General features: G+C 62.0%; 14 protein-coding genes. 9 read left to right on the top strand and 5 right to left on the bottom strand.

Going from position 1 to position 14,621, the window contains the following annotated elements; translation table 11 throughout:
- The first annotated feature begins 10 nt into the window (after window positions 1-10).
- Complete coding sequence (locus tag ACWFUC_RS01585; RefSeq protein ID WP_489623917.1) at window positions 11-1,606, top strand: methyl-accepting chemotaxis protein; 1,596 nt, start codon at window positions 11-13, stop codon at window positions 1,604-1,606.
- Window positions 1,603-2,037, top strand: a complete 435-nt coding sequence (locus ACWFUC_RS01580; protein WP_489623916.1) for a hypothetical protein — start codon at window positions 1,603-1,605, stop codon at window positions 2,035-2,037. The genes ACWFUC_RS01585 and ACWFUC_RS01580 overlap by 4 nt, the downstream gene beginning before the upstream one ends.
- Window positions 2,038-2,277: 240 nt before the next feature.
- Here the strand turns inward: ACWFUC_RS01580 and ACWFUC_RS01575 are convergent, their stop codons facing one another.
- Window positions 2,278-3,219, bottom strand: a complete 942-nt coding sequence (locus ACWFUC_RS01575; protein WP_489637424.1) for a 5'-nucleotidase — start codon at window positions 3,217-3,219, stop codon at window positions 2,278-2,280.
- Between the two features lie 250 nt (window positions 3,220-3,469).
- On the opposite strand from ACWFUC_RS01575, the gene ACWFUC_RS01570 reads away from it, so the two are divergent.
- The 6 genes from ACWFUC_RS01570 (at window position 3,470) to otnI (ending at window position 9,747) form a co-directional block, all read left to right on the top strand.
- Window positions 3,470-4,171: a FadR/GntR family transcriptional regulator gene (locus ACWFUC_RS01570; protein ID WP_121040565.1), complete on the top strand. Its 702-nt coding sequence runs from the start codon at window positions 3,470-3,472 to the stop codon at window positions 4,169-4,171.
- A 180-nt stretch (window positions 4,172-4,351) separates the two neighbouring features.
- Window positions 4,352-5,248 (top strand): L-threonate dehydrogenase, encoded by an 897-nt coding sequence (ltnD, locus tag ACWFUC_RS01565; RefSeq protein ID WP_134136972.1) that lies wholly within the window; start codon window positions 4,352-4,354, stop codon window positions 5,246-5,248.
- 37 nt (window positions 5,249-5,285) lie between these two features.
- Window positions 5,286-6,572: a 3-oxo-tetronate kinase gene (gene otnK, locus ACWFUC_RS01560; protein WP_489623914.1), complete on the top strand. Its 1,287-nt coding sequence runs from the start codon at window positions 5,286-5,288 to the stop codon at window positions 6,570-6,572.
- Window positions 6,569-7,216: a 3-oxo-tetronate 4-phosphate decarboxylase gene (otnC, locus tag ACWFUC_RS01555; protein ID WP_008332714.1), complete on the top strand. Its 648-nt coding sequence runs from the start codon at window positions 6,569-6,571 to the stop codon at window positions 7,214-7,216. Before otnK ends, otnC begins: the two co-directional genes overlap by 4 nt.
- Before the next feature lie 284 nt (window positions 7,217-7,500).
- Entirely contained in the window at window positions 7,501-8,814 is a 1,314-nt protein-coding gene (locus ACWFUC_RS01550; protein ID WP_034341512.1) for an MFS transporter, read from the top strand.
- 129 nt (window positions 8,815-8,943) lie between these two features.
- Complete coding sequence (otnI, locus tag ACWFUC_RS01545) at window positions 8,944-9,747, top strand: 2-oxo-tetronate isomerase (RefSeq protein ID WP_008332711.1); 804 nt, start codon at window positions 8,944-8,946, stop codon at window positions 9,745-9,747.
- A 91-nt stretch (window positions 9,748-9,838) separates the two neighbouring features.
- Here otnI and ACWFUC_RS01540 read toward each other — a convergent pair whose 3' ends face one another.
- The 3 genes from ACWFUC_RS01540 to cheD all read right to left on the bottom strand — a co-directional run bounded on the left by ACWFUC_RS01540 (window position 9,839) and on the right by cheD (window position 11,437).
- A complete protein-coding gene (locus tag ACWFUC_RS01540) occupies window positions 9,839-10,321 on the bottom strand; it encodes an addiction module antidote protein (protein WP_489623913.1) in 483 nt (160 codons plus the stop codon).
- Between the two features lie 28 nt (window positions 10,322-10,349).
- Window positions 10,350-10,649 carry a type II toxin-antitoxin system RelE/ParE family toxin gene (locus ACWFUC_RS01535; RefSeq protein ID WP_489623912.1) on the bottom strand — a complete coding sequence of 100 codons (300 nt, stop codon included), beginning with the start codon at window positions 10,647-10,649 and terminating at the stop codon, window positions 10,350-10,352.
- A 176-nt stretch (window positions 10,650-10,825) separates the two neighbouring features.
- Window positions 10,826-11,437 carry a chemoreceptor glutamine deamidase CheD gene (cheD, locus tag ACWFUC_RS01530; protein WP_034341503.1) on the bottom strand — a complete coding sequence of 204 codons (612 nt, stop codon included), beginning with the start codon at window positions 11,435-11,437 and terminating at the stop codon, window positions 10,826-10,828.
- 502 nt (window positions 11,438-11,939) lie between these two features.
- On the opposite strand from cheD, the gene mqo reads away from it, so the two are divergent.
- Entirely contained in the window at window positions 11,940-13,589 is a 1,650-nt protein-coding gene (gene mqo / locus ACWFUC_RS01525; protein ID WP_489623911.1) for a malate dehydrogenase (quinone), read from the top strand.
- 101 nt (window positions 13,590-13,690) lie between these two features.
- Here the strand turns inward: mqo and ACWFUC_RS01520 are convergent, their stop codons facing one another.
- A complete protein-coding gene (locus ACWFUC_RS01520; RefSeq protein ID WP_489623910.1) occupies window positions 13,691-14,551 on the bottom strand; it encodes an alpha/beta fold hydrolase in 861 nt (286 codons plus the stop codon).
- Window positions 14,552-14,621 lie beyond the last annotated feature (70 nt).

Below are 14,621 nucleotides of genomic sequence, written 5' to 3'. Positions count from 1 at the left end.
CGGGGGTAGTGTGAAGAAATTTCGTGATCTCAAGATCGCCAAGAAGCTCGTCATCTCATTCAGTCTGATCTTGTTGTTCACGACGAGTATCGGTCTGTTTTCCATCTGGCAGCTGCATCGTGTCAATGCATCGGCCAACGAACTGGCGACCAACTGGCTGCCCAGCATCAAGACACTGGGGGAGATCAAGCTGCTGCTGGCGCGCCTGCGCAGCAATGAAGCGCAACTGATCATGTATGCAGGCGATCACGTTCAGGCCAAGAAACTCACCGGGCGCACACTGGATATCCTCAATGATCTCAAGACTGCGCTCAACACCTACGAGGGGCAGATCTCCGAGCCCGAAGAGAAGGACGTCTATCCGGAGGCCAGTCTGCGGATCAAACGACTGCTGCAGCACCACGCTGCCTTCATGGCAGCGCTGGCAGACGGTCATCCCGATCTGGCCAGCACCATCTTTGCGGGCGAATCTTCGGACATTTATTTCTCGCTGCTCAAGGATGTTGATACCTTGGCGAACGTCAATCGGCGAGGTGGCGATCAGTCCGCCGCTGACACAAATCGTATCTACGGGGAGTCGCAGACCTTGATCTGCTTTGCGCTGCTGACCGTACTGCTGATCGGGGGTGGGCTCGCGATGATCGTCGCGCGGGCCATCTCGCAGCCGCTCATCCTCGCAGCGAGGATCGCCAATACGGTCGCTGCGGGCGACCTGTGCACCGAGATTGCGTTGTCCGGCGACGATGAAACGGGACAGGTGATCGCCGCTCTGCGGCACATGAACGAGGAGCTTCGGCTGATTCTCAATGGGGTCAAGTCAGGCGCCGAGAATGTAGCCACGGCATCACGTCAGATTGCCAGCGGCAACATCGATCTGTCTTCGCGCACGGAGGAGCAGGCCAGTTCGTTGCAGCAGACGGCGGCGGCCATGGAGCAGATCACCAGCAGCATCGTGCAGGCGAGTGCCCATTCGCGCCAGGCAGATGCGCTGGCTGTGAATGCTTCAACCGTGGCGGGAGAGGCGGGACAGGTCGTCACTGAAGTGGTCACGACCATGTCGGCAATCAAACAGGCATCGACTCGTATCGTCGAAATCATCGCCGTCATCGACGGGATCGCGTTCCAGACCAATATCCTTGCGCTCAATGCTGCGGTAGAGGCGGCTCGTGCGGGTGACGAGGGCAGGGGGTTTGCCGTGGTGGCAGCGGAAGTGCGCAATCTGGCACAACGCTCTGCGACCGCGGCAAGAGAGATCAAGGGGCTGATCGACGATACGGTAGAGCAAGTAGGGGTCGGCAGCCTGCTGGTCCAGCAAGCGGGCGAGACGATGAGGAGCGTGGTCGGCAGCGTCGAGCAGGTTACCGCCATCGTTGCCGAGATTGCACGCGCCAGCGACGATCAGAGCAAAGGCATCACGGAGATCAACTTTGCGATCGGACAGATGGATGGGGTAACTCAGCAGAATGCGGCCCTGGTAGAGCAAGCCGCAGCGGCGTCGCAGGGGCTGCAGGACCAGGCTGGTCTGTTATCGACATTGGTCGGCCGTTTTCGACTTCCGGCCGATCCGAGCGTGGCGGTGCTTGCGCCGGAGGGGCAGGCGCAATGAGCAAGGATGACCAGCCACCCCGGACAGCGCTGTCGCTGGAAGACCTGCGCAAAGTCGTCAACAGCACCATCAGGCTGGCCGAAGAGCTGGATCGGCTCTGCGCGGTCTTTGAATCAGCCGCTGGCCAGGCTGACTCGCCGGCAGCGCATGCGCTGGCGCAAGAACTGAACGATGTGATCAAGCGGTGCTACGGCGAAGCGCAGGATGCGTTCGAGTTTCAGACCTGTGTCGATCTGGTCGGAGAGATCGGTGCCGTTCTTTTCATACAAAAGATCTTGTGGAGCGAGGACGTGACGGAGATGGCCATTGCCACCTCATTGCAGAGGATCGTACCCAGCCTCAATGTTCTGGTCGAGAGATACCCGGAGATCCTGATGCGCAATGCACATGGGGCGCTGCTGCGGCTCAAGCAGGGCGGGCCTGATGGCTGATTCTGTCATCGTTCGGCGTCGCTGGCCTGCAGGGCGAGACTGCAGGTGGGCGATGACGAGGAAATGGAGGTTTTCGGAACATCATCCGCGATGATTGCGATCCATCCGATTTTTTGAGACAGCCTTGCCTGAGATGGATCCGCAGGTGTGGAGAGGTGTCAGCGCAATTGTGATCGGCGGCATTGTCCGCGTGCGAGGCGGGATGAGATCGTTGGTTTCTCTTTCCCTCGCCTCTCTTCTTCAGCCCTTGGCCGCCCGTCCCCGCACCGCACGTGCCCCTTCCAGCGTGCCGCCCTTGTAAGGCACCCGCCCCGACGGCACCACCACGGCCGCCTTCTGCACATGCCCCTCCTGGTCATCAAAGAACATGTGCGCGCCGAAGGCCTGCAGTACTTCCGCCTTGTTCAGCCCGCCCAGGAAGAAGGCTTCATCCACCGTCACATTCCAGGTCCGCAAGGTATGGATGACGCGCTGGTGCGCCGGGCTGTTGCGTGCCGTGACGATGGCGATGCGCACCGGGCACTGCTTGGGCGGAAACTGTTTCTGGATCGCCGACAAGGCCAGCAGCAATTTGGCGAACGGCCCTTCCTTCATGGCCTTCTTGCGATGGCGCTGTTCATGCCGCGCAAAGGCCGCCAACCCCTTCTCCGCAAAGATGCGCTCGGACTCCGCCGAAAACAGCACGGCATCGCCGTCAAAGGCAATCCGAATCTGCTTGTCCGGCGCACTGTAGTCCAGCGGCGCGGCATACAACTGGGCTGCCGCCACGCCGGCATCGATGGCTTCCTGCACGTCGCCGGTATCGCGCGAGAGGAACAGGTCGATCTTGAAGGCCTGCAGATAAGGCGCAGTCGGTCCGCCACCGGTGAAGGCCGCACGGCTGATGTCGAGCTTGTGGGCGGCAATGGCATTGAAGGCGCGCAGGCCGGTGTCGGGCGTGTTGCGCGAGATGACCACCACTTCCACCAGACGGCGTTCCGGAATCAGTTCATTGAGCTGCAGCAGCGCCTTGACCAGCGGGAAGGCCGTGCCCGGCTGCAGCGGATCATTCTCGTGATCACGCTGGTACTGCGCATAAGCATCCACACCCTGCTGGTCGTAGATGGCGTTCTCCACTTCGAGATCGAAGAGGGCGCGGGAAGAGATTCCAATGACGAGCTTGTCCGAGAGATCGTAGGGCATGCGGCACATCCGTGGCAGGAAAGCCCTGATTGTAGAGCCCCCGGCCTGCTGGCGCAGCCTTGGCAGAGATATTCGTATTCTTGATGTCTGGAGCGAACTGCTGCATATATCACGTCAAGTTCCGTCAACTGCGCATATTGTTTGCCAAACGGGGGTGTTACTCCCGGTAAAGAGAAAAAATCGGATTGCCCCGTTCAAAATAAATTTGTATGATGACCGGATAACTTTACGATAACGACCGCGAGACAGCATGTTTCAGAAGATCCCCGCACAGGCGCTCAGCGACACTGTAGCCAGGCAATTGCTGGAAAACATCGACGCCGGTGCCTTCCCCCGGGGCAGCAAGCTGCCCACCGAGGCGGTGCTGGCGCAGCAGTTCGGTGTGAGCCGCACGGTGGTGCGCGAAGCCATCGCGCGCCTGAAACATGAAGGCGTGGTCGAACCGCGCCAGGGTAGCGGCGTATTCGTGACCGAGCAGGCCGGCATCAAGCCGCTGCGCATCGATTACACCGAGGTCAGTTCGCCCGAGGCGGTGCTGCAGATCGTCGAGCTGCGCCGTGCCATCGAGGCCGAAGTCGCCGCACAGGCGGCCAAGCGCCGCAGTGCGGAAGACCTGCAGGCGATTGACGCGGCACTGGTGCAGATCGGGGCCGATGTGGCCGCAGGCGGTGATGGCGTGGCCGCCGATGTGGCCTTCCATCGCGCACTGGCCCAGGCCACGCGCAATCCGTACTTCATCAAGACGCTGGAGTTCCTGTCCCAGTATCTGGAAGCGGCCACGGCGGTGACGCGTGGCAATGAAGCGCGGTATGAGGATTTCTCGCGCCAGGTGCGCGAAGAACATGAGGCCATCGTCGCAGCCATTCGCGCCGGTGATGAAATGGCGGCCCGCAATGCCGCCCAGACCCACATGTTCAACGCGGCACGGCGCTTGAGCCAGGGACAGTCCTGAAGAGAGTGTCCCGGCTTGAACGGCAGCAAATGATTTGAATGTTTTAAACGATTTAAACGGTTTATAAGTTTTACGAAATTTGAAATTCTGACGCCGGCCTTTGCCGGCGTTGCATCATCAACCCGGCGCAATGTCCTGCCCGTCAAGAGCGGCAGCGGCGTCATCAATGCGGAGGCAATTATGTCCAAGAATGTAGGTGTGATCGGTTTGGGAGCCATGGGTTATGGCGTGGCCAGCTCGCTGTTGCGTGCCGGTTTCAATGTGCATGCCTGCGACGTGCGCAAGGAAGTCCTGGACAAGTTCGCCGCCGCCGGTGGCGTGGCCTGTGCCAACCCGGCCGAGCTGGCCGCGAAAGTCGATGTGGTCATCACCCTGGTGGTCAATGCCGCCCAGACCGAGATGGTGCTCTTCGGTGAGAACGGTGCCGTCTCCGCGATGAAGCCGGGCAGCGTCGTCATCTCCAGCGCCACCGTGGCGCCCGACTTCGCCGTCGAGCTGGGCAAGCGCCTGGCAGAAAAGGACTTGCTGCTGCTGGACGCACCGGTCTCCGGTGGTGCCGCGCGCGCCGCTTCCGGCGAGATGACCATGATGACTTCGGGCCCCGCTGACGTCTACGCCAAGATCGAAGACGTGCTGGCCGGCATGGCCGGCAAGGTCTATCGCCTGGGCGACACCCACGGCATCGGCTCCAAGGTCAAGATCATCAACCAGCTGCTGGCCGGCGTGCACATCGCCGCCTCCGCTGAAGCCATGGCCCTGGGCCTGCGCGAAGGCGTCAATCCGGATGCACTGTATGACGTCATCACCCACAGCGCCGGCAATTCCTGGATGTTCGAAAACCGCGTACCGCACATCCTCAACGGCGACTACACGCCGCTGTCGGCGGTGGACATCTTCGTCAAGGATCTGGGCCTGGTGCTCGATACCGCCCGCCGCAGCAAATTCCCGCTGCCGCTGTCGGCCGCTGCGCACCAGATGTTCATGATGGCTTCCACCGCCGGTCATGGCGGCGAGGATGATTCGGCCGTCATCAAGATCTTCCCCGGCATCGACCTGCCGCCGGCCAAGGCCAAGTAATCCAGCGTCGTCCCTGCATCTGAATCGAGGAGTTTTCATGTCCACATCCCGTCCCTTGCTCGGTTGTATCGCCGACGATTTCACCGGCGCGACTGACCTGGCCAACATGCTGGTGCGCGGCGGCATGCGCACCGTGCAGACCATCGGCGTGCCCAGCGAAATGCCGGCCGTGGCGGCTGACGCGCTGGTGATCGCACTGAAGTCGCGCACCATTCCCGCTGCCGAAGCCATCGAGCAATCGCTGGCCGCACTGCGCTGGCTGCAGCAGCAGGGCTGCACGCAGTTCTTCTTCAAGTACTGCTCCACCTTCGATTCCACCGACGAAGGCAACATCGGTCCGGTGACCGATGCGCTGATGAAGGAACTGGGCGAGGACTTCACCATCGCCTGCCCGGCCTTCCCGGAAAACGGCCGCACCATCTATCGCGGCTACCTGTTCGTGGCCGATGCGCTGTTGAATGAATCGGGCATGGAAAACCATCCGCTGACCCCGATGACCGATGCCAACCTGGTGCGCGTCCTGCAGCGCCAGACCGAATCCAAGGTCGGCCTGGTGCGCTACGACACCGTGGCACGCGGCGCGGCAGCCACGCAGGAGCGCTTCACCGCCCTGCGCGCCGACGGCGTCAAGATGGCCATCGCCGATGCCGTCTCCGACAAGGACCTGTTCACGCTGGGCGAAGCCTGTGTCGAACTGAAGCTCATCACCGGTGGTTCCGGCGTGGCCCTGGGCCTGCCCGAGAACTTCCGCCGTGCCGGTTTGCTGACTGCTGCCGGTGAAGCCGCGCAACTGCCCAAGGTCGATGGCCTGTCGGTAGTGCTGGCCGGTTCCGCCTCCAAGGCGACCAATGCGCAGGTGGCCGAATGGAAGGCCAAGCGTCCCGCCTTCCGCATCGACCCGCTGGCCCTGGCCCGTGGCGAAGACGTGGTGGCACAGGCGCTGGCCTTTGCCGATGAACGCATCAAGAACGAGCCGGTATTGATTTACGCGACCGCCACGCCCGATGAAGTCAAGGCCGTGCAGAAAGAACTGGGCGTCGCCAAGGCCGGTCACCTGGTCGAACAGGCGCTGGCATCGATCGCCGCTGGCTTGAAGCAACGTGGCGTGCGCCAGTTCGTGGTGGCCGGTGGCGAAACCTCCGGTGCGGTGGTGCAGGCGCTGGATGTGCGCGCTCTGCGCATCGGCCCGCAGATCGATCCGGGCGTGCCCGCGACCGCCACGCTGGATGAACAACCGGTTGCGCTGGCATTGAAGTCGGGCAATTTCGGCAGCGTCGATTTCTTCGAGAAGGCACTGCGCTATCTCGACGGGAAGACGGCATGAGCCGCAACACCAACGAAAGCGCGCTGCGCGAAGAGATCTGCCGCATCGGCGCTTCGCTCTATCAGCGTGGCTATACCGTCGGGTCGGCCGGCAACATCAGCGCACGTCTCGATGACGGCTGGCTGATCACGCCGACCGATGCCTGCCTCGGTTTCCTCGATCCGGCGGCCATTGCGAAGGTCAATGCGGCAGGGGAATGGGTCTCGGGCGACAAGCCCTCCAAGACCCTGGTCCTGCATCGCGCCATCTACGACAACAACCCCGAGATGCATGCGGTGGTGCATACGCACTCCACGCATCTGGTGTCGCTGACCATCAATGGCGTCTACAGCGAGCAGGATGTCTTGCCGCCCATCACCCCGTATTACGTGATGAAGGTCGGCCACATCCCGCTGATCCGCTATGCCCGTCCGGGTGCGCCGGAAGTGGCCGAGCAGGTGGCGAAGATCGCCACGCAAGTGCGTGGCGTGCTGCTGGAGCGGCTCGGTCCGGTGGTGTGGGAAAGCTCGGTCTCCAAGGCCGCCTTCGCCCTGGAAGAACTGGAAGAAACCGCCAAGCTGTGGCACCTGGCCGGAGGCCGTGCCACGCCGCTGGAAGAGCCCGCGCTGCAGGATCTGCGCGACACCTTCAAGGCGCGCTGGTAGCAGTAACGATAGCGCTCAGGCAGCTTCAGCAACCCATAGCAACAACGCGTCATGGCAGCCGATTTCGGCCCGCCATGCCCCGCTTGCGCCCAACGGAAGGTGGTGGGTGTGAGCAGCAGTCAAGCTGGCACAAGACCGGCCAATCAATGCCGGCCTGCGTGCCGTTCCGCAAGGGGCGGCACGCGGGTCCGATTGAATCCATAAATTGCCCGTCAGACCACGGGCACCAAGCAACCAGCGGCCGTGCATAGACAGCCGCGACACTCTTAGGGAGATGTAACACCATGACCACCGCAAGCACTTCCGGCGTCGGACTCGACGTCAACGACAAATCCAAGGACGGACTGTACAAGAAAGTCTTCTGGCGCATCATGCCGTTCCTGATGCTGTGCTACGTGATCGCGTATCTGGATCGCGTCAACGTCGGCTTCGCCAAGCTGCAGATGTCGCAGGACCTGGGTTTTTCCGAGACCGTCTTCGGTCTGGGCGCTGGCCTGTTCTTCATCGGCTACTTCCTCTTTGAAGTGCCCAGCAACATCCTGATGCACAAGGTCGGCGCGCGCATCTGGATCGCCCGCATCATGATCACCTGGGGCATTCTCTCGGCGGCCTTCATGTTCGTGCAGAACGCCACCCAGTTCTACGTCCTGCGCTTCCTGCTGGGCCTGGCCGAAGCCGGCTTCTATCCCGGCATCATCCTGTACCTGACCTACTGGTTCCCTTCGCACCGCCGTGCCAAGGTGATCGCGGTCTTCATGTCCGGCATTCCGGTGGCCGGCATCCTGGGCAACCCGCTGTCGGGCTGGATCATGGATGCCTTCCACAACAATGGCGGCCTGGAAGGCTGGCAGTGGATGTTCCTGATCGAAGCCATTCCGGCGGTCCTGATCGGTGTGGCCACGGTGCTGTACCTGGACAACGACGTCAAGAGCGCCAAGTGGCTCTCCGATGAAGAGAAGGCCAGCCTGCAAGCCGACATCGACGGCGATGCCAAGGGCAAGGAAAGCAAGCACGGCTTCGGCGCCATCGTGAAGGATGCGCGTGTCTGGCTGATGTGCCTGATCTACTTCTCCTTCGTCATGGGGCAATACGGCCTGACGCTGTGGATGCCGACGCTGGTCAAGGCCACCGGTGTGAAGGGCAACCTGGAAATCGGCCTGCTGTCGGCCATTCCGTTTGGCTGCGCCATCATCGCCATGAACCTGATCGGCCGCAGCGCCGACCGCATGCGTGAGCGTCGCTGGCACCTGGTGATCCCGGCCCTGATGGGTGGCGTGGGCTTCGTGGGTGCGGCGCTGTTCGCCGACAACACCGCGGTCTCGATCGCATCGCTGTCGCTGGCCGCGGCCGGCGTGCTGACCTGCGCACCGCTGTTCTGGTCGCTGCCGACGGCCTTCCTGTCGGGCGCTGCGGCGGCTGTCGGTATTGCCGCCATCAACTCGGTGGGCAACCTGGCCGGTTTCGTCAGCCCCTACCTGATCGGCTACCTGAAGGACCTGACCCACAACAACGCTACCGGCATGTACATGCTGGCAGTGATGCTGGTGGTGGGTTCGATTGCCACGCTGGCCACCAAGCCGGGCATGGTCAACAAGTAATGTGATGTCCCGTTCAAAGCCCGCATGCCTGTGCCTGCGGGCTTTGACGTTTTCTGCACCTTCTGCCTGTGTGGACGCGCGCAAGAGTGTTCGCGCTACACTGGCCACTTCGTTACCAAGGAGAATCCGATGCTGCGTTTTGCCGCCAACCTGAGCATGATGTATGTGGAACACGATTTCCTGGACCGCTTCGCCGCCGCCGCCAAGGATGGCTTCTCCGGCGTCGAGTTCCTGTTCCCCTACGACTATCAGCCTGAAGAGATCAAGTCGCGCCTGGAGGCCAATGGCCTGACCCAGGCGCTGTTCAATGCGCCCCCGGGCGACTGGGCCGCCGGCGAGCGCGGCATCGCCTCGCTGCCGGGCCGCGAAGACGAATTCAAGCGCAGCATCGAGACTGCACTGAAGTACGCTTCCGTCATCGGCAACAAGACCCTGCACGTGATGGCCGGCCTGATCAAGCCCGAGCAGGATCGCGCGCGTCACCGTGCGGTGTATCTGGACAACCTGTCGTATGCGGCACACCAGGCCGAATCCGCCGGCCTGACCGTGGTGATCGAGCCGATCAACACCCGCAACATTCCGGGCTTCTTCCTGAATCGCCAGGACGATGCCCAGGCCATCTGTGCCGAAGTGGGTGCGCCCAACCTGAAGGTGCAATTCGACTGCTACCACTGCCAGATCGTCGAAGGCGACGTGGCCGTGAAGTTGAAGCGCGACATGCCCGGCATTGGCCACATCCAGATTGCCGGTGTGCCCGAGCGCCATGAGCCGGATGTGGGTGAGCTGAACTATCCGTATCTGCTCAAGCTGATCGACAGCCTGGGTTACCAGGGCTGGATCGGTTGCGAATACAACCCGGCGGGAGCGACCTCGGCGGGACTGGGGTGGTTGAAGGCGCTGGCTGAGCAAGGCCTGACCACGCTCAAGAAGTGATGGCTTGACGGCTCCGGAACCGGAGCTGGCTGAGATGTGAGAATGCCGTCCGGTATTGAGCCGGACGGCATTTTCTTTGATTGCGCAGGACTCAAGCGCAGATAGGGTTGCCTTGTTTTCCGCTCTTGGTGGTACGCGTCGTGCCGGGCTTTTTCACCGGTATCATCTTGCTGATGGCGGCGCGTCGTGGTGCCGGTTTCTTTGTTGCAGGAGCCTGGGCGGATGATGTTTTTACGGGGCCGGATCGTTTGGCTTTGCGCCCCCCCTGAGGTGCGGCAATGCTCAAGCGCAGGTCGAGTGCTCCGAGCAAGCGAAGGACGGTGCCCAGCCTGGGCTCCGCACCCGGCTTGAGGGTCTTGTAGAGGCTTTCACGCCCCAAGCCTGCTTTGCCAGCTACTTCCGATATACCCTGCGCGCGGATGACGTCATTGAGCGCGGCCATCAGGAAGTCAGGATCGTTCTCTTCGAGCGCAGTTTGCAGATAGGCCGTGATGGTCTCTTTACTGTCGAGATAGTTCGCCGGATCAAAGGTGGAAACGTGCAGATCCTTGTTGCTAAGTTTTCGGCTGGTCATGGTGACTCCCTTGAGATCCCGGTCAATGTCATGATTTCTTCAATTGATTCCATAACTCCCTTGCCGCGACGATATCGCGCGCCTGGGTAGATTTGTTTCCCCCGCATAGCAAGAGATAGGTCACTTCGGCCTCCCTTGTAAAATAGACGCGATATCCGGGCCCGTAATTTATTCGCATTTCGCTGACGCCATCACCAACTGGTTCGCAGTCACCGAAATTGCCATGGCTGGCACGCCATATACGAGCCAGGATGCGCGCTCGCGCCTGCGGATCCTTCAGGCGGGTCAGCCACAACTGGAATTTGCCTGTTTCCTTGATGATGTACATGGGGAGCGATGGAAGCATTGTATGCGATATCGCTCAGGATTGTATCCATTTGGATACAATAGACCCGAATCACTCTCTTTTGTTGCGTTCAATATCGTGAATTGACGAGCCTTCCTGCATGCGATGGAACGACTCATGTGCGGAAAATGAGTGGCGTTGAAAACGTCCCGAAAACGTCAGAACAAATCAATTTCCCCACCCACCGGCTTGGCCTGCAGCTTGGAGGCATATTCACGTTCACGGCTGGCCAGATCGGCAGCGGCGTCCTTGATCTTCTTGACCAGCACCTTGCCCGTGCGCGGGAAGAAATGCACCTTGCGCGGCCAGATGTCGTTGAGGTCTTCGGCCACCACGCGGATCTTCTCGGCCGACAGGTAATTCTTGACGAAGGCGGCATTGCGTTCGCCCACGTTCATGGCGTTCATGCCGCGCAGCACCGCACCTCCGCCGAAGACCTTGCATTCCAGGTTCTCGCGCCGGGCACCGGCCTTGAGCACGTCGTTGATCAAGACTTCCATGGCATAGGTGCCGTAGCGCATCGAGGCCGAGACCGGGCTGTCGGCTTCGCCACCGCCATCAGGCAGCATGAAATGGTTCATCCCGCCCACGCCGCTGACACGGTCGCGCAGGCAGGCCGAGACGCAGGAACCCAGCACGGTCACGATCATCATGTCCTCGCCGGTATAGAAATATTCGCCCGGCAGGATCTTGGCAGTGTCGCAATTGAAGGCCCGGTCGTGATACCGATACGACGCGAAATTTTCCGGCTTGTTGATGACGGTTTGCATACGGGCCCCTGATCGTTCTTGTGTGCGCCCCGATGAGGGACGGTGAGTGTTGGCGGTCCGTGCATTGTCAGTCAGGCACGGCCCACACGATATCGGGGAATTCCCTAGCCCAGAACATGCTTGTGCGCCATCGTTAATAGGGGATATCCGCAATCGCCTTTGGCTCCCATCCCGTGGTACGCTGCGCCCCCTCGACATGACCCGATCCCGGTCCGCTCTGACGGAGACGATTTGTACAGGCATTCCCCAAATGCCGGAGACAGGTATCGGACAGGCAGTTGAAACCGGCAGGCACCACCCAGGCTACAGGCCTGTACGTGCGCCGTGGCCCCGCGCGGCCACGCCCGGCCGGGCTTGCATTGATCTGCAAGGCCCACATGACGCAGCGCTTTCGCGCCCGCCCTCCACGGCAGGCGCTGTGGCCTGTGACATGCACCGGTTGTCCGACTCCCCGCCACTGTGCAGGGGAGGCAGCCCTCTCTCATCACAAATGGATTAGACAATGTTGAAAAAATCCTTCCTGGCCCTGCTGGGATTCGTAGTTGCGCTGGTCGTCACGCCTGCTTCGCAGGCGGCGGACGTCAAGAAGGTCGACGTGCTGCTGGTCGGCGGCGGCATCATGAGCACCACCCTGGCGGTCTGGCTCAATGAGCTGGAGCCGGGCTGGTCGATGGAAATGGTCGAGCGCCTCGATGGTGTGGCCGAAGAAAGCTCCAACGGCTGGAACAACGCCGGCACCGGCCACTCGGCCCTGGCCGAACTGAACTACACGCCCGAAGACAAGGACGGCAAGATCCAGATCGCCAAGGCCATCGAGATCAACGAAGCCTTCCAGATCTCGCGCCAGTTCTGGTCGTGGCAGGTCAAGAGCGGCGTGCTGAAGAATCCGCGCTCCTTCATCAATTCCACCCCGCACATGAGCTTCATCTGGGGCGATGACAATGTCGCCTACCTGAAGAAGCGCTACGAAGCCCTGCAGGCCAGCCCGCTGTTTGCCGGCATGCAGTATTCGGAAGACCACGAGCAGATCAAGAAGTGGGTGCCGCTGATGATGGAAGGCCGCGACCCCAACCAGAAGCTGGCCGCCACCTGGACCCCGCTGGGTACCGACGTCAACTTCGGCGAAATCACCCGCCAGTTCGCGGCCTACCTGCAGACGCGTCCCAACTTCGGCCTGAAGCTCTCCAGCGAAGTGCGCGACATCACCCGCAACGGTGATGGCACCTGGCGCGTGGTCTACAAGAACCTCAAGGATGGCAGCACCACCGAGACCGATGCCAAGTTCGTCTTCATCGGTGCCGGTGGCGGTGCCCTGAAGCTGCTGCAGAAGTCCGGCATCCCCGAGGCGCGCGACTACGCGGCCTTCCCGGTGGGCGGCTCCTTCCTCATCACCGACAACCAGGACATCGCCCTGCGCCACCTGGCCAAGGCCTATGGCAAGGCCTCCGTGGGCGCGCCGCCGATGTCGGTGCCGCACCTGGATACCCGTGTGCTGGATGGCAAGCGCGTGATCCTGTTTGGCCCCTTCGCCACCTTCTCGACCAAGTTCCTGAAGCAGGGCTCGCTGTGGGACCTGTTCTCGGCCACCACGACGCACAACGTCTGGCCGATGGCCCGTGTCGGTATCGATGAATACCCGCTGGTGGAATACCTGGCCGGCCAGTTGATGCAGTCCGACGATCAGCGTTTCGCCGCGCTCAAGGAATACTTCCCCAACGCCAAGAAGGAAGACTGGCGCCTTTGGCAAGCCGGCCAGCGGGTGCAGATCATCAAGCGGGATGACGCCAAGGGCGGCGTGCTGAAGCTGGGCACCGAAATCGTGGCCTCGGCCGATGGCAGCATCGCCGGTCTGCTGGGTGCCTCGCCCGGTGCCTCGACCGCCGCGCCGATCATGCTGACCGTGCTGCAGAAGGTCTTCAAGGACAAGCTGGCTACGCCCGAATGGCAGCAGAAGGTGCGCCAGATCGTGCCCAGCTATGGCACCAAGCTCAATGACCACCCGGACCAGGTCGCCAAGGAGTGGGCCTACACCGCCGATGTGCTGCAACTGATGCCGCCGCCGGTGATCGCGCCCAAGGCGGCCGGCCAGACCGGCAAGGGTGGCAGCATGGAAAAGCCAAAAGCCAACGCATCGGCCGATATGGTGCTGTGATGGCGGGGTTGCCTGTTTTTCAGGCAATCACGATATGAAGTTTTGTTAGAAAAATGGGTAGCCCGGATTTTCCCGGCTACCCATTTTTTATGGCGGATCGGTCAGGAACGCTTGGCCGCACAAGGCAGGGGCACTGCCAGCAGCCTGGGCCAGAGTTGATCCCATTCGCTCTGGTGCGCCATGCCCTGCACGGTCACCAGTCCGGCGCAGCGGCCGACCTGGTCGACGAAACTGTGCGTGATGGAAGTGGGGATGACGGTATCCCCGGTGCCGCTCACATGCAGTTGCGGGATGCGCTCCACCTGCGCCGCCACATCGATGGGATTGAGCGAGCCTGGCATCTGCGAGACCTTGTGCCATTGATTGACGGCCACGTGATCGAGGTTGCCGGCCACCGTGCGGATGGCGCTCACATCCTTGCGCCGCGCCGCCAGCAGCACGGCGATGGCACCGCCGCCCGAGAATCCCACCAGCTCCAGCCGGGCCGGCTGCAGCCGCGCCACATAGCGGCTCAGGGCCTCATCCATGGCACTCACCACCAGCGGGGAATAGCGCAGGCCGGCCCAGTACTCCGGCTGGCAGATCGGATTGCGTGCCATCGGCGTGAACTGGCAGGGCCGCGCCAGATACACCACGTCGCCGCCATCGCTGGCGGCCAGGCGCAGGCCCATGGCGGTATGGGGCGTCGGATCGGGGGAGACCTGAGTACGCGTGATCCAGGCGCGGCCATCGCCTTCCAGATACACGCGCAACAGCGGGGCTTTCGGGCGCGCGTGCACGTAGGCCGTCAGCACGAAGGGGCCGCCGCGGACTTCCTCGCGTTGCAGGCCGGCAGGTGCGACCAGGGCATCGGCGCGCTGTACGAGATCGGGATCGCTGGCGCAGCCGGCCAGCAGGGCGAGGCTGGCGAGTGCCAGGGCAGGGTGGGGTAGCCGGAACCTGGAGAGGAAAGAGGAGCGCATCGGGCGATTGTCGCCGGAGTGAAAAAGGCCCGCAAGCGCAAGCTGCGGGCCTTGTTTCATGGACAGGTCA

The sequence above is a fragment of the Herbaspirillum sp. Her4 genome, assembly GCF_057961335.1.
This window is presented reverse-complemented; position numbering and strand designations above follow the sequence as displayed.

What these genes read in the sequence shown, in the direction of transcription:
- ACWFUC_RS01580 (WP_489623916.1), top strand. Translation starts at nt 1,603, where the DNA reads ATGAGCAAGGATGACCAGCCACCCCGGACAGCGCTGTCGCTGGAAGAC.
- ACWFUC_RS01575 (WP_489637424.1), bottom strand. Translation starts at nt 3,219, where the DNA reads ATGCCCTACGATCTCTCGGACAAGCTCGTCATTGGAATCTCTTCCCGC.
- ACWFUC_RS01570 (WP_121040565.1), top strand. Translation starts at nt 3,470, where the DNA reads ATGTTTCAGAAGATCCCCGCACAGGCGCTCAGCGACACTGTAGCCAGG.
- ltnD (WP_134136972.1), top strand. Translation starts at nt 4,352, where the DNA reads ATGTCCAAGAATGTAGGTGTGATCGGTTTGGGAGCCATGGGTTATGGC.
- otnK (WP_489623914.1), top strand. Translation starts at nt 5,286, where the DNA reads ATGTCCACATCCCGTCCCTTGCTCGGTTGTATCGCCGACGATTTCACC.
- otnC (WP_008332714.1), top strand. Translation starts at nt 6,569, where the DNA reads ATGAGCCGCAACACCAACGAAAGCGCGCTGCGCGAAGAGATCTGCCGC.
- ACWFUC_RS01550 (WP_034341512.1), top strand. Translation starts at nt 7,501, where the DNA reads ATGACCACCGCAAGCACTTCCGGCGTCGGACTCGACGTCAACGACAAA.
- otnI (WP_008332711.1), top strand. Translation starts at nt 8,944, where the DNA reads ATGCTGCGTTTTGCCGCCAACCTGAGCATGATGTATGTGGAACACGAT.
- ACWFUC_RS01540 (WP_489623913.1), bottom strand. Translation starts at nt 10,321, where the DNA reads ATGACCAGCCGAAAACTTAGCAACAAGGATCTGCACGTTTCCACCTTT.
- ACWFUC_RS01535 (WP_489623912.1), bottom strand. Translation starts at nt 10,649, where the DNA reads ATGTACATCATCAAGGAAACAGGCAAATTCCAGTTGTGGCTGACCCGC.
- cheD (WP_034341503.1), bottom strand. Translation starts at nt 11,437, where the DNA reads ATGCAAACCGTCATCAACAAGCCGGAAAATTTCGCGTCGTATCGGTAT.
- mqo (WP_489623911.1), top strand. Translation starts at nt 11,940, where the DNA reads ATGTTGAAAAAATCCTTCCTGGCCCTGCTGGGATTCGTAGTTGCGCTG.
- ACWFUC_RS01520 (WP_489623910.1), bottom strand. Translation starts at nt 14,551, where the DNA reads ATGCGCTCCTCTTTCCTCTCCAGGTTCCGGCTACCCCACCCTGCCCTG.